General features: G+C 55.8%; 11 protein-coding genes. 8 read left to right on the forward strand and 3 right to left on the reverse strand.

What is annotated here, in order from left to right; translation table 11 throughout:
• Nucleotides 1-9: 9 nt before the first annotated feature.
• On the reverse strand, nt 10-1,083 hold the full coding sequence (locus ACXAH3_RS15545; RefSeq protein ID WP_474863071.1) for a tartrate dehydrogenase: 1,074 nt from the start codon (nt 1,081-1,083) through the stop codon (nt 10-12).
• A gap of 143 nt (nt 1,084-1,226) precedes the next feature.
• Between ACXAH3_RS15545 and ACXAH3_RS15550 the strand changes: the two genes are divergently transcribed.
• The 3 genes from ACXAH3_RS15550 (at nt 1,227) to ACXAH3_RS15560 (ending at nt 5,770) form a co-directional block, all read left to right on the forward strand.
• Nucleotides 1,227-2,141 carry a LysR family transcriptional regulator gene (locus ACXAH3_RS15550; protein WP_474863073.1) on the forward strand — a complete coding sequence of 305 codons (915 nt, stop codon included), beginning with the start codon at nt 1,227-1,229 and terminating at the stop codon, nt 2,139-2,141.
• A gap of 175 nt (nt 2,142-2,316) precedes the next feature.
• Nucleotides 2,317-3,318 (forward strand): TAXI family TRAP transporter solute-binding subunit, encoded by a 1,002-nt coding sequence (locus ACXAH3_RS15555; protein ID WP_474863075.1) that lies wholly within the window; start codon nt 2,317-2,319, stop codon nt 3,316-3,318.
• Nucleotides 3,319-3,472: 154 nt separating this feature from the next.
• Nucleotides 3,473-5,770, forward strand: a complete 2,298-nt coding sequence (locus ACXAH3_RS15560; RefSeq protein ID WP_474863077.1) for a TRAP transporter permease — start codon at nt 3,473-3,475, stop codon at nt 5,768-5,770.
• An 832-nt stretch (nt 5,771-6,602) separates the two neighbouring features.
• Here the strand turns inward: ACXAH3_RS15560 and ACXAH3_RS15565 are convergent.
• Entirely contained in the window at nt 6,603-7,802 is a 1,200-nt protein-coding gene (locus ACXAH3_RS15565; RefSeq protein ID WP_474863097.1) for an ROK family transcriptional regulator, read from the reverse strand.
• 195 nt (nt 7,803-7,997) lie between these two features.
• Between ACXAH3_RS15565 and ACXAH3_RS15570 the strand changes: the two genes are divergently transcribed.
• From ACXAH3_RS15570 to ACXAH3_RS15590, 5 genes are all read left to right on the forward strand, one after another.
• Nucleotides 7,998-9,008, forward strand: coding sequence for a substrate-binding domain-containing protein (locus tag ACXAH3_RS15570; protein ID WP_474863079.1), 1,011 nt, complete (start codon nt 7,998-8,000; stop codon nt 9,006-9,008).
• A gap of 107 nt (nt 9,009-9,115) precedes the next feature.
• Nucleotides 9,116-10,198, forward strand: a complete 1,083-nt coding sequence (locus ACXAH3_RS15575; protein WP_474863081.1) for an ABC transporter permease — start codon at nt 9,116-9,118, stop codon at nt 10,196-10,198.
• Complete coding sequence (locus ACXAH3_RS15580) at nt 10,174-10,974, forward strand: ATP-binding cassette domain-containing protein (RefSeq protein ID WP_474863083.1); 801 nt, start codon at nt 10,174-10,176, stop codon at nt 10,972-10,974. Before ACXAH3_RS15575 ends, ACXAH3_RS15580 begins: the two co-directional genes overlap by 25 nt.
• Nucleotides 10,971-11,594 (forward strand): AAA family ATPase, encoded by a 624-nt coding sequence (locus ACXAH3_RS15585; protein ID WP_474863084.1) that lies wholly within the window; start codon nt 10,971-10,973, stop codon nt 11,592-11,594. Before ACXAH3_RS15580 ends, ACXAH3_RS15585 begins: the two co-directional genes overlap by 4 nt.
• A 16-nt stretch (nt 11,595-11,610) precedes the next feature.
• Entirely contained in the window at nt 11,611-12,537 is a 927-nt protein-coding gene (locus ACXAH3_RS15590) for a carbohydrate kinase family protein (RefSeq protein WP_474863085.1), read from the forward strand.
• Nucleotides 12,538-13,133: 596 nt separating this feature from the next.
• Here ACXAH3_RS15590 and ACXAH3_RS15595 read toward each other — a convergent pair.
• On the reverse strand, nt 13,134-13,769 hold the full coding sequence (locus ACXAH3_RS15595) for a hypothetical protein (RefSeq protein ID WP_474863087.1): 636 nt from the start codon (nt 13,767-13,769) through the stop codon (nt 13,134-13,136).
• Nucleotides 13,770-13,971 lie beyond the last annotated feature (202 nt).

Here is a 13,971-nt window from a genome sequence, read left to right on the forward strand (position 1 = left end):
AAGCTCTGACTAAATGTTTTCGCCGCGGATTGCCTCGCAGACCGCATCGGTGACTTCACGGGTCGTAGCTGTCCCGCCCACGTCCGGAGTAACGATGCCATCTGCGCAAACCTTTTCAACCGCGCGCATCAGGCGGTCGGACGCATCGTGTTCGCCAAGGTGTTCAAGCATCTGGCTGGCAGTCCAGAAAGTTGCGACGGGGTTGGCGATGCCCTTGCCGGTGATGTCAAACGCTGACCCATGGATAGGTTCGAACATAGACGGGAAACGCTTTTCCGGATCGATGTTGGCGGTCGGCGCGACGCCCAAAGACCCTGACAGAGCTCCTGCAAGGTCCGACAGGATGTCCGCGTGCAGGTTGGTTGCCACGACCGTATCGATTGAATTCGGATCTTTGACCATTCGAACTGTCATCGCATCGACAAGCATCTTATCCCACGAGACGTCCGGAAACTCTTTTGCAACCTCGGCCGCGATTTCATCCCACATTACCATGCCAAAACGTTGCGCATTGGACTTGGTTACAACCGTGAGTTTTTTTCGTGGACGCGATTGTGCAAGTCCGAATGCATAGCGCATGATGCGGGTTACACCGACGCGAGTGAAAATGGACACTTCGGTACCAACTTCTTCGGGCAAGCCTTTGTGCGCACGCCCGCCGTGGCCGGAATACTCCCCCTCGGAATTCTCACGCACGATCACCCAATCCAGATCGCCCACACCCACATCGCGCAGTGGCGACGAAACGCCGGGAATGATCTTGGTTGGGCGCACGTTGGCATATTGGTCAAAGCCCTGACAGATCGGCAGGCGTAGGCCCCACAAAGTAATATGGTCCGGCACGTCCGCAGCGCCAACGGCACCAAAATAGATCGCATCAAACGGCTTCAGTTGCTCAAGCCCGTCTTCTGGCATCATGGCGCCGTTCTTCTTGTAATAGTCTGAGCCCCAGTCAAAGGTTGTGACGTCGAACTTGATGGTTCCATCGCGCTTTTCCAGAGTCGACAGCACCTTAAGTCCAGCTTCGATCACTTCCGGGCCGATTCCGTCGGCAGGAATGGCGGCGATTTTGTAGGTACGCATGATATATTCCCAGCATTGATAGGTCCCGCCTGCAAATTTTCACAAGCAAACCGACTTAACGTTCGTTCCAGACTGTCTCAACTTGACCGTCGGCCCGCAAGAATGCATTTATCATATAATTTTTCGCAATAATGAGCTGTTTCATGGAACTCCGCCAACTCCGCTGTTTGATTGCCGTGGCTGACACTTTGCATTTTGGGAAGGCGGCTCAGCAGATGGATATGCTGCCGGCCTCGTTCGGGCGACAGATCAAATTGTTGGAAGAGCGGCTTGGCAGCCGGTTGCTGGTGCGCACCACGAGGCACGTATCACTGACAGATACAGGGCGTGATTTTGTCGAGTCGGCTCGCGACATCGTAGAGCGCGCAGACCGGCTCGAAGCCGAGTTTCGAGAAGGCCAACACGATCAATTGCCGGTCTTGCGCATCGGGGCCATTGACAGCGCGGCCGCCGGATTGATGCCGCAATTTCTGCCGAAGTTTCGCGAGCTTCATCCCAAAGTTGATATCGAATTGCTAGAACAGAAGACCATTCGACTGTTGCCTCGTGTTCTTTCAGGTCGACTGGATGCAGCCATAGTCCGGCCCCCTGAAGTGACGGATTCAAGGTTGATCTTCCGCTCTCTGTTTAACGAAACCGCAGTTGTTGCCTTGCCCGAACAGCACGAACTAGCAACAAAATCCGAGATCACTATAGCTGACATGGCGGATGAGCCGCTGATCGTGCCCGAGCGACGCTCGCGGCCCCATAGCCATGACCTGACCATGAAACTGTTTCTGGATTCAGGCTTTACGGCGAGAGTAGCTCAGATTGCAGAAGAGAAGCAGACTATCGTCAGCTTGGTATCGACCGGAGTCGGTTTGGCAATCGTGCCAAAATGGGCTTCGCGCCTTGCTGTTGGGGGCGTGCGTTTTGTTCCACTGTCGATCCCGCCTGGCGTCGCCCGCGATAAACTCGCCTTGTCGGTAGTTTGGCTAAGGGACACGCGGCACACAGCACGTGATGCGTTCTTGGACGTGCTCGACGCCAATGTGAGGGCACTGTCCCGGACCGCTTGATGATTATTCACATTTTTTGTATATTTAAGGGTGTCACACTCAGTTCGTTTTTTTCTTGAGTTCATAAATTTATTGGCTGTAGCGTCGTTATTATCGTGCCTCGTCGGGCGCATGCCGCACAACGCGGATAGGAGACTGCGTTGTTTGATGACGGCAAAACAACAAGGAGGACACTATGCAATTTAAAGCTATCAAGAGGCTCTCGGCCGTATTTGTGACAACAGCACTAACCACAGGTGCAGCAGTTGCAGACGACCACGTCGACAAAACGGGTTGGCCTGAGAGCTTCACTGTCGGAACCGGTTCTCAGGGCGGCACCTATTTCGGTTACGGCTCTGGCTGGGCAGGTATCGTTGCAGAAGCGCTCGGTGTTTCCGGCAGCGCAGAAGTCACCGGTGGCCCAATGCAGAACATGGCACTCGTCCACACTGGCGATCTGCCCTTTGGCATGACGACCATGGGTCCGGCTGCTGAATCCATCGCCGGAAGCAACCCAATTGCACCCGGCCTACAGATGAACAATGCCTGCGCGATGTTCCCGATGTATCAGACACCCTTCTCGATCACGACGCTGTCGTCTTCTGGGATCACATCCGTCTCGGAAATTCCTGCTGGTGCTCGGATCGGCTTCGGCCCTGCAGGCTCCACCTCCGACACTTACTTCCCTCGCATGATGGAAGAACTAGGTGTTGAGTTTGAGCGTCGCAACGGCGGCTGGTCCGACCTCGGCGGTCAACTTCAGGATGGCCTACTGGATGTAATCGCCTTCGCAGCTGGTGTTCCGGTTCCCGCCGTGTCTCAGCTTGAGGCACAGGTCGATGTGAACATTATTGAGTTCACTGAAGAAGAGCAGGCACAGATCGCAGAGGCCTTCCCCGTGGCGCCGTTCGACATCGCAGCTGACAGCTACACCTCGCTCGACGCACCTGCGCGTTCGGTATCAATGTGGAACTTCGCTGTTGCAAACTGCGATCTGCCCGAGTCTTTCGTTTATGAGGCCGTCAACGCCGTAATGTCCGACAACGAGCGTATGGTGAATGCACACCGAGCTGCACGGTCCTCTCTTCCCGAGTTCTGGGATCGTAACACTGTGATGGCATGGCACCCCGGTGCCGCACGCTGGTTCACCGAGAACGCTGGCGCGGAAATTCCCGCTGACATGATCCACGGCAAATAAGCCACAACGGTTGCGCATCGGCTGGCACAGTGCTGGCCGATGCGTCGTTATTGAAAGACGATCAATGCCTGACGGCTGCTGATGATGGTTCCGGTCGGCCGAAACCCTCGTCATAACGGCCAGACACAGGCGATGTGGGCCGATGGGGGGAACCATGGCAGAGCAGAAAAGCACCAACGATATCGCAGGCTCCATGGAATCGGAGGATCGCACGGCGGTCTTGGCCGAAGGCGTGGACGAAGAACCAATTGAAGGCAATCGCCGCCTGTTCGCGGGCAAAGGCTACCTGTTTGTCGCGGCCCTCTCGACATTTTACGCGCTCTTTCACATGATCGCCCTGAACGGCGTGTCGATTTCCGACTGGACGGGAATCGAAATTCCGCTGCTGCCACAATTCCCTCTAGAGACATGGAACTTCCGCATCGTTCATATCAGTGGGGCACTGGCTCTTGGGTTTCTGCTGTTTTCAGCGCACAGGTTCCACCCAGACAAAAGCTACAGCCAACCCCCAGTCGTGTCTTTGGTGGCCCTCGCCCTCGCAATTCCTGCACTGGTTGCCGGCGTCACAGCGGTTGGTTTTGCCAACACGATCAATTCAGGCACCCTCCCCGAAATGGGCGGGCTGACAACTTGGGGCGCGTTCCCCGGCACAGAGATTTACGATGCTGAAGTCCGTTGGTTCGGTATCCCCCTGCTCATCGCTACCTTTGGAGCGATCATCATGGGATGGGTTGAACGCCGCGGGCGCGAGCTGTTTGCGGCCTCTGACGTTGTTCTGGCGCTCTGCGGTGTTGTCGTAGCGATCTACCTTGTGGCGATCTACGGCACAGCAGCCCGCAATTCGGTCGGCACGCCATTCGTACCCATTGGCGTGGCCTTCGCGGCAACTGCCGGTGCGGCGATGATCATGGAATTGACCCGCCGCGTGGCAGGCCTTGCCCTTGTTGTCATCACCGGCATCTTCCTCCTCTACACTTTCACCGCCCACCTGTTGCCCGGTATTCTGGCCGTGCAAAGCGCCTATAGTTGGCAGCGGTTCTTTGGCCACGTCTACTCGGATGCAGGCATACTTGGGCCGACAACGGCGGTGTCGTCGACCTACATCATCCTGTTCATCATCTTCGCCGCCTTCCTTCAGGCCTCCAAAGTCGGCGATTATTTCGTGAACTTCGCCTTCGCCGCCGCCGGACGTGCCCGCGGTGGCCCTGCTAAGGTCGCGATCTTTGCCTCTGGCCTGATGGGTATGATCAACGGCACATCCGCCGGCAACGTGGTTGCGACCGGATCACTCACCATCCCGCTGATGCGAAAGGTCGGATATCATAAGAAAACCTCTGGCGCGATTGAGGCCGCGGCCTCGACGGGCGGCCAAATCATGCCGCCAATCATGGGCGCTGGAGCCTTCATAATGGCCGAGGTGACGGGCATCCCCTATCAGGACATCGCAATCGCTGCGGTAATCCCCGCGATCCTGTACTTCGCCTCCATCTACTTCATGGTCGATTTCGAAGCCGCAAAGCTGAACATGCGCGGCATGCGCGAAGACGAGCTGCCGAAGTTCGCGAAACTCGTCCGCCAGGCCTATCTTTTTATCCCGATCATCATCCTCATCGTGGCCTTGTTCATGGGCTACTCGGTCATCCGCGCAGGCACCTTGGCCACGGTCGCAGCGGCAGTCGTGTCGTGGCTGACGCCGCACCGGATGGGCCTGCGGTCGATCCTCAAGGCCTTCGAATTGGCCGGTGTCATGTCGATCCAGATCATCGCGGTATGTGCCTGTGCGGGTATCATCGTGGGCGTCATCAGCCTCACGGGCGTCGGCGCACGGTTTTCTGCCGTGCTGCTGGACCTCGCCGGTGTGAGCCAGTTCCTCGCGCTGTTCTTTGCGATGTGCATCGCGATCCTGCTGGGCATGGGCATGCCGACAACGGCGGCTTATGCCGTCGCGGCCTCAGTTGTGGCTCCGGGCTTGATCCAGCTGGGCATCCCGCAGCTGACCGCGCATTTCTTCGTCTTTTATTTTGCCGTTGTATCCGCGATCACGCCGCCCGTGGCTTTGGCCAGTTACGCCGCGGCAGGGATCTCTGGGGCCAATCCGATGGAAACCTCGGTCGCGTCGTTCAAGATTGGCATCGCCGCCTTCATCGTGCCCTTCATGTTCTTTTACAACAGCGCCCTGTTGATGGACGGAACGGCAGTGGAAATTCTCCGTGCAGGTCTTACAGCAGTCTTCGGTGTGTTCCTGCTATCGGCTGGCGTTCAAGGCTGGTTCATGGGGCAGCGCAGCGCTTGGTTCTTACGGATGGCTCTCATAATCGCTGCGCTCTTCATGATCGAAGGCGGTATCTTCACCGATTTGATCGGGGTTGGCGGGGCAGTCGCCGTCTTCTTCATCCAAAAGGTCTTCAACCCCGAACCTGACGTCACGATTCCTGTGCGCGGTGCTGACTGATTCCAACCCGACCCGCGCCTAAGCCAATCATCGCATGGCGCGGGTCATACTCTAGCAGTAGCTTTCTGGCCCGTTCCATTGAGCAGCGGCATAGCGGTCCTCATTGGCCCAACCTACAGGTAAAATTCCTTCAATCTCGGCCTGTCCGTCGTCAAAGCTTTTGACCGATGATCCACGCCTTGTTCCAGGCTCTGCGTTTCGGGGTTGTTGCGGGAAATTGGGTTCTTGGCATGATCTGTCCTCCGATCCCCCCAAACCCAGTCACCAGCAGCAGGCTGGCAATGAGATTGTATCATCTCGGGCAGGGGCAGTTTTCAGAAGCCAACCGATCGCGTCGGTGTTGCATGCGCACTCGGCGGCCTGAGGTCGCGTTGTTTCCGTGCCGGATCAAACGACGAACGGCTGTTTCGTCCGAGATCTGTGAGTGCTTTGTAAACTCTAGCTGCGTCATGAACGATTGGCGGCCATCTCCGCAGTCGCGATGCGTTCTTGTCCGAGCACCTGCAGAGACTGTCTTGCTGCGAGCGCGCGGCAAGGGATCCAAATTCACAGGCTGGGCTCTTTCGACAACTTCGCCGCTGTTTCAACAAATTCCGGCTCTGTGTATTGGGTCAGAAATACTTGATATTTGGGTCGGGTTTGAATGATGTTATTTTCTTGTTTCCTGAAGTTTTGGCTGGCAAAAGAGTCAAGAGTTCGTGACGTTCCACAGCCTAGCATACGTTTGAGTTGAGCAATGAGCATCTCGACCTTTTTACGTCTTGCCTGAGCCTCCGATGCTCAAGCCGCTCTGATGTCCCATTTTATATGACGACGGACACCGCGCGCTACATTAAATTCCGGAAAGGCCAGCGTTTGTGTTTAGTAGGAAATGCGAGAATATTGGGTTGCTGGCTGCTCCAATCCCGCGTGCGTTATGACCCACGCTTCCAGCTTCGATTTGAGGTTCGATCAGACCGCGCTTGTCTTGATTAACCAGATAGCGCCGGGTTCTCTCAACCAACTCGTCACGCACTTCGGCTGGGAAAGCGCCGTCGATAAGGATGGCTTCAAAATCAATGACCGAGCAGATCGACAATGATGCCTTCGCCAATTCCTGCGCGGTCTGACCGATCCATGGATCAACATGTCGCGACAAAATGTTCCAGTCCTGAGGCTGTTTCCAAAGCAGCGACGGATCAATACCGGATTCGATCAGCCGCACCTCCAAGAGATGTATCGAGGCGACATCGATCAGTTGTTGCGCCTCGCCAAGTGGACCTGTGCTTCGCATGGATCCTAGCGCGCCAGCGTTGCCTCGGTTGCCTTCAAAGACAGTTCCGTTCAGGACCACGCCTCCTCCGATGAAGGATCCGATGAAGAAATAGGCGTAGTCACGAATTTCTCGCCCAGCTCCATACAGATGCTCTGCGTGACAGGCAGCCGTGGCGTCGTTGACGACAAAGACGGGCAGACTGCTGAATGCCCCAACCTCTGCCATGAAATCTATATCTTTCCACGAGCGGAACTTTTCGGCTGCCAGACCAGTAAGGTCGTGCCACTTCCATAGTTCAAAAGGTGTACCAATTCCTATACCGCAGACGCGGTATCGCAGTTCCAAAGGAAGAGTACCCAGAAGCGTTTCCAGCCCCTCATTCAGAAAACCGAATACTGCATCGGGCATGGGATAGTCATACGAGGTATGAAGCTGTCCACGCACATTCCCTAAGAAATCCAGCAAAAGAAGATCTGCACTTCTGCGTCCGATTTTGAGGCCAATGGACAACACGCCGTCGGGATCCAGTTCGATCGGGATGGACGGTTTACCAACCTTCCCTCTAACAGGATCACACCGCCGCACCAGACCATCTTCTTCAAGGTTACGAAGGATAGTCGACACAGTTGGTTTGGACAGGCCAGTGCGCCGCGCCAGTTCCGCCGCAGGCACGGCGCGATGATGCTGTAAAACCGTAAGAATCAAGCGCTCGTTATAGTCGCGGATGCCGCGTTGATTCACACCGGCGCTTTGCCCTTTAATGCTGTTTCCATCCATGCCGAGGACCATAACCGCCTACCTTCTGGATTCAACGGTTAACCAATTTTTTTAGTTTGTAAAGTTTCCTTACTAATTGACAGGGCCAGCAGAATCAGGGTTTTTTAGATTAGACCTGCTGTTTTGAACAAGGCAGGCCTGGATGGTGGGAGGAGCCCTGTCCAGAACGCAGAACGTTTCTCGTGGGAGGAAAACATGAAAACTCTGATGACCACTTCGGCGCTGGCCATGACTGTAATGGCGGGCGCTGCATATGCTGAAACCAACGCTTGCCTGATCACCAAGACCGACACCAACCCATTCTTTGTGAAAATGAAAGAAGGCGCGTCTGAAGCTGCCGCGGCGAACGGTATCAACTTGTCGACCTTTGCCGGTAAATATGATGGCGACGTTGAAACCCAAGTTGCTGCGGTTGAGACCTGTATCGCTTCTGGTGCCAAAGGCATCTTGATCACCCCGACCGACAGCCGTGCGTTGGTTCCGGTAATCACTCAGGCACGTGAAGCTGGCGCTCTTGTCATTGCACTGGATACCCAATTCGAGCCCGCAGATGCCGCCGATGCGACCTTCGCAACAGACAACTTCAAGGCTGGTGTCTTGATTGGTCAGTGGGCCAAAGCGAAAATGGGTGACGCTGCGGCGGATGCTAAGATTGCCTTGCTGGACCTGAACGCCTCGGAAATCTCGGTTGATTACCAGCGCGACAATGGCTTTCTGCACGGCTTTGGTATCGACATTAAAGATCCAACTGACATTGGTGACGAAGACGATCCGCGCATCGTTGGCAACGACGTGACGGATGGGTCGCCTGATGGTGGCCGCACCGCTATGGAGAACCTGCTGCAGGTCGATCCGGACATCAATCTAGTCTACACCATCAACGAGCCAGCCGCCGCAGGTGCATACGAAGCGTTGAAATCCTTCGGCAAGGAAGAAGGCGTTCTGATCGTTTCGGTCGACGGTGGGTGCCCCGGCGTTCGGGACATCGCGGGCGGCGTGATTGGCGCCACTTCGATGCAGTTCCCCCTGCTGATGGCATCCAAAGGTATCGAAGCAATCAAGGCTTTTGCGGAAACTGGTGAGAAGCCGCAGAACAGCGAAGGTCTGGACTTCTACAACACGGGTGTCGAGCTGATCACCGATACACCTGTCGAAGGTGTACCTTCGATCACTTCGGCCGAAGGCCTGGAAAAGTGCTGGGGCTGATCATCACCTAGCTTCTGTGGCAGGGCGCGCGTGCGCCCTGCCGTTATTCCGCGTTTCTTTGACGAAATCTGCAGCTACCGCTACGCTCGCTAGAGAGGGAGAGAGTCATGTCCAATACATCGACATCAGCCCCAAAAGGGCAAGACTTCGAAAAGACCTTAGATCAAAGCGATACCAAGGTTGCGTCATTTGAAGTCAAACACCACACGTTACTGAAGCGCATTCAGCACCTGCTTCATAACAACCCAACACTGGTTCCTGTAATCGTTCTGATCATCAGCCTGATTGCCTTTGGACTGATCGCAGGAGGCAAGTTCTTTTCGGCCTTCAATCTCAGCCTGATCCTGCAACAGGTGTCGATCATCGGCATTCTGGCGGCAGCACAATCGCTGATCATCCTTACCGCAGGTATCGATCTTTCGGTTGCTGCAATCATGGTTCTGATGTCGGTTGTCATGGGCAATTTGGCCGTTTTTGCCGGAGTGCCGTCCGGCATTGCCATCATCATCGGCCTTGCTGGCGGTGTTGGCGCAGGTGTGATGAATGGTTGGTTCATCACCAAGGTCAAATTGCCCCCGTTCATCACCACGCTAGGGACGTGGTCCATCTTCTATGCGCTGCTTCTGTGGCTTTCAGGTGCTCAGTCTATCCGTGGACAGGATATCGACGCCGAGGCACCGTTCCTGAAGTTCTTCGGCGCGACCTTCAATATTGGCGGGGCACGGATCACCCTGAGTGCGCTTTTGATGATCGTCGTGTTTGTCGTGCTTTGGTACATGCTGAACAAGACCGCTTGGGGCCGCCATGTCTATGCCATTGGCGACGATAAGGAAGCCGCAGATATGTCCGGCATCCGCACCGACCGCACGTTGCTGTCCGTTTATGGTTTAGCCGGGTTCGTCTGTGCGCTTGCAGGTTGGGCTTCGATTGGCCGAGTTGGTTCGATCTCGCCGCAGTCCTTTTATGAGGGCAACCTCGACTCGATCACCGCTGTGGTTATCGGAGGCATCTCGCTTTTCGGTGGGCGCGGGTCGATCATGGGGGCCTTGTTCGGCGCTTTGATCGTAGGCGTTTTCCGCTCGGGTCTTCGCCTATCGGGTGTTGACGTGCTGTGGCAGGTCTTCGCCATCGGTTGGCTAATCATCATAGCGGTCGCTATCGACCAATGGATCAGAAGGGTATCGGCATAATGACTACTCCTGTTGTTCAAGCCCGCGGAATCGTGAAGCGCTATGGCCACGTGACTGCGATCGACCACTCCGATTTCGAACTGCGCCCGGGTGAAGTCCTGGCAGTGATCGGAGATAACGGCGCCGGTAAATCCTCGATCGTTAAGGCGATCTGCGGTGCCACCATCCCCGATGAAGGTGAAATCCTGATCGAGGGGAAACCGGTCAAGTTTAACTCGCCCATCGAGGCGCGGGAGATGGGTATCGAGATCGTTTATCAAAACCTCGCCCTGTCGCCAGCGTTGTCAATTGCCGACAACATGTTCACCGGTCGCGAAATCCGCAAGGATGGCTGGATGGGCAAGTATCTGCGTATGCTCGACAAGCCCGCGATGGAGAAATTCGCGCGTGACAAGTTGACCGAGCTGGGCCTGATGACGGTCCAGTCCATCAAGCAGCCGGTCGAGACGCTGTCGGGTGGTCAACGCCAAGGTGTCGCTGTGGCCCGTGCTGCGGCTTTCGCGACCAAGTTCATCATCATGGATGAACCGACGGCGGCCTTGGGGGTCAAGGAAAGCCGCAAGGTGTTGGAACTGATCCAAGATGTACGTGCCCGTGGCATCCCGATCATCCTGATCAGTCACAACATGCCCCATGTGTTTGAGGTTGCGGACCGCATCCACATCCATCGCCTAGGCAAGCGACTGTGCACCATTGATCCCAAGGACTACACTATGTCCGACGCCGTTGCCTTCATGACCGGCGCAAAGGAGCCCCCTGCTCAGGACGTGGCATGAGCACTCCTGAAGAAATGGCCGAGGCGTTGCTGGATCGAGTTCTGGCAGCGCCTCGCTCTGGCCGACGTAAAGTCGTCGCTATCGCAGGCCCGCCTGCCTCTGGGAAATCAACCTTGTCCAAGGTGCTGGCCGAACGGTTGCGCGACAAGGTATGTGCTTCGACGGTCGTTCCGATGGACGGCTTTCACCTCGACAACCAAGTACTGTCGTCATTGGGATTGCTGGCGCGAAAAGGAGCTCCGGAAACCTTCGACGCCGAAGGGATGCTTCGTTTGGCGCAAGCACTGCCTTATGCCGAGCGGCTATTCTATCCCACCTTTGATCGCGACGAAGATTTTGCGCGGGCAGGCGCTGGTATGATCAATAGCGCTTGCGAATGCGTCATTGTTGAAGGGAACTATCTGTTGCTCGACGCGCCCATTTGGAATGAGCTGCCCCAATGCTGGGACGTCTCAGTTCGATTGCAGGTTCCCTTTGAGATTCTACAGCGCAGGCTAGTCCAACGGTGGCTTGACTTCGGCCTATCGCTTGATCAGGCAGAAAGACGGGCAATGGAAAATGACATCCCGAACGCAAGGCTGCTTGAAGAGCACATGCTGCCTGCATCAATCACGATATAACAAGAAAGGCTCCGCCATGATCCTTTGCTGCGGCGAAGCCCTGATTGACATGATCCCGACCCCGACGGCGGCGGGCCCGGACGGGTTTGTACCTCATTCCGGTGGGGCGGTCTTCAACACGGCGATTGCGTTAGGACGGCTGGGGGCACAGACGGGGATGCTGACGGGGTTGTCGACGGATATGTTTGGGCAACAGCTGAAGGATTCACTTGCTGCCAGCCATGTGGATACCTCGCTGGCCATCCGATCTGACAAGCCCACAACCTTGGCTTTCGTGCGCCTTGTGGACGGCCACGCCACCTATAGCTTCTTCGACGAATACTCGGCCGGGCGCATGTTGCAACCCGAAGATATGCCAAGCCTACCGCACGAGATCTCGGCCCTGTTTTTCGGCGGGATCAGCCTCGCTTGCGAGCCCGCCGCTGATACCTATGCCGCGTTGCTAGAGTGCGAAGCGCGAGGACGCGCGGTCATGATCGACCCTAATATTCGTCCCGGTTTCATAAAGGATATCAATCGCTACCGTGCCCGGCTGGACCGCATGGTCGCGCGGGCGGACATTGTAAAGGTCTCTGACGAAGACCTGAATTGGCTGCTACCCGCCCCGCTACCCCTGTCAGCAAAGGTATCTACGCTTCTCGGAAATGGACCATCGATTGTGATCCTGACCCGTGGTGGCGACGGCGCGACCGGGTTCCTTTCAAGTGGCGACGAGGTTCATGTCGAAGCAGTGCGTGCGGATGTCATCGACACCGTTGGCGCTGGTGATACCTTCAATGCTGGCTTTCTGGCTAAGCTGTCGGAACTCGGAAGGCTCACAAAACCTAGATTGGCGGACTTAAAGCGCGAAGACCTAAAGCAAGCCTTGGAGCACGGCGCCAAAGTCGCAGCCGTGACAGTAACTCGCGCTGGCGCCAATCCTCCTTGGGCGGGAGAGCTATAGTCAAGTGGCGGTACTATTTGAATGGCATCAGCGTCGGTACACCAATGTCGGTTCGCCGCGAACCTAGGTAGTTCGTTTAGAAGTCTTGAGTACCCGCTTTTTTGATAACCTGACTGGAGTGCTGCAAAAGTGCAGTCATTTTGTCGAAAGAATTCACTACTTATAAATGACCGGTAGGGTGACATCGGTTGCAAGGCGGCTAGCAATGCTCCGCCGCTGCAATCAAATGCTGCGTCAGCAATTACCGCACCTGCACAAGTCCGGTTTGTCCGCGAAACGGGCTTTCGCCGCGCCTGCGCCAGTGTCCGCTTCAGGAAATCACACGCTGTCAGAAGCGGTCGTTTTCGGCGGTTACACAAACGGTTGAGTTTTGGCACGCGTTGCGGTGCGAAGAAAGTTTGGGACGAGCCCAACGAAACGATTCTGCGACCCGACCCGCACCACCGCGAAGATCCGGTGGATGTCCTGGTCTGTGGGAAGCAGCGCGCCTCTTTTCGGTGCCTTCCTCACTACGCCCCAGCCAAAAGCGCGAGTATGTCAAGCAGTGGCTGGGGCGTTGTTCCTGATCTGCTAAGCTCCCGTTAGGTTGAAATCATTTACACCACGAGGCAGCGTTTTGGGCTGAACAGGGTCTGATATCCATTCCGTACGAGCGCATCGTGAAAACGTCTGCTGAAAAAATACTGTTGTGGGGCAGTCGGATCGATCCAGATGTCGGCCCCAACAAGCGCCTCTTTCGTTACGGCGATCTCGTCGTCACCGGTATCAAGCGCATAGATATTCCATAGTGGAATGCCGTCCGCGACCTGACGAATTCGGTCCGACCGGCTTTCTTCGGGTAAAAAGACAGGTTTGCGAGCACCGATATCCAAAATCGAGTAGTCGCCGGGAAGTTTGGTTTTTCGATCCCCCGCGAAAATTCCTTCTAGATGATGCAAGCCGCCGTCACCGAAGTCCATTTCCGTCAGAACGTTTGCCACATGGTCTGACAATACGATGTAGTCGGAAATGATCAAATGGCCGAGATGCCCCTCGGCCGGCGCATCGTCCGGCCTGCCTTTGGGATCGTAGAGACGCTTCGGCAGGTCCTGTTCCGCAACCCCCATGCCGCGTTCATATTGTTTGAGAATTTCCAGAGCCGCCGCCTCATCGGTCTCAAGCAGGTCATAACTCAGCCGCTTAGAATATTGCCCCGTATTTCGGGCCGAACTCACCCAAACCACATTTCTCACTGCAGCGTCTCCCCAAGAAGCACCTTTGATTTCTAAACTATGTCAACGCCGTTAGCATTTGTTTCCGATCCGTGTAGCCCTTTATCCAGATTGTAAACTGGACAGACCGTCAGGACATTTGCCGCTTTATTGTAGCTTGTCTCTGAGCGCTTCGTAAGGGGTCTGGCCGTTATGCGCGCCGTGTGGCCTTGCGAAGTTGTAA

Source organism: Aliiroseovarius sp. ABM4_368, assembly GCF_056161205.1.

Coding starts and splice junctions, on each gene's coding strand:
- ACXAH3_RS15545 (WP_474863071.1), bottom strand. CDS start 1,083: ATGCGTACCTACAAAATCGCCGCCATTCCTGCCGACGGAATCGGCCCG.
- ACXAH3_RS15550 (WP_474863073.1), top strand. CDS start 1,227: ATGGAACTCCGCCAACTCCGCTGTTTGATTGCCGTGGCTGACACTTTG.
- ACXAH3_RS15555 (WP_474863075.1), top strand. CDS start 2,317: ATGCAATTTAAAGCTATCAAGAGGCTCTCGGCCGTATTTGTGACAACA.
- ACXAH3_RS15560 (WP_474863077.1), top strand. CDS start 3,473: ATGGCAGAGCAGAAAAGCACCAACGATATCGCAGGCTCCATGGAATCG.
- ACXAH3_RS15565 (WP_474863097.1), bottom strand. CDS start 7,802: ATGGATGGAAACAGCATTAAAGGGCAAAGCGCCGGTGTGAATCAACGC.
- ACXAH3_RS15570 (WP_474863079.1), top strand. CDS start 7,998: ATGAAAACTCTGATGACCACTTCGGCGCTGGCCATGACTGTAATGGCG.
- ACXAH3_RS15575 (WP_474863081.1), top strand. CDS start 9,116: ATGTCCAATACATCGACATCAGCCCCAAAAGGGCAAGACTTCGAAAAG.
- ACXAH3_RS15580 (WP_474863083.1), top strand. CDS start 10,174: ATGGATCAGAAGGGTATCGGCATAATGACTACTCCTGTTGTTCAAGCC.
- ACXAH3_RS15585 (WP_474863084.1), top strand. CDS start 10,971: ATGAGCACTCCTGAAGAAATGGCCGAGGCGTTGCTGGATCGAGTTCTG.
- ACXAH3_RS15590 (WP_474863085.1), top strand. CDS start 11,611: ATGATCCTTTGCTGCGGCGAAGCCCTGATTGACATGATCCCGACCCCG.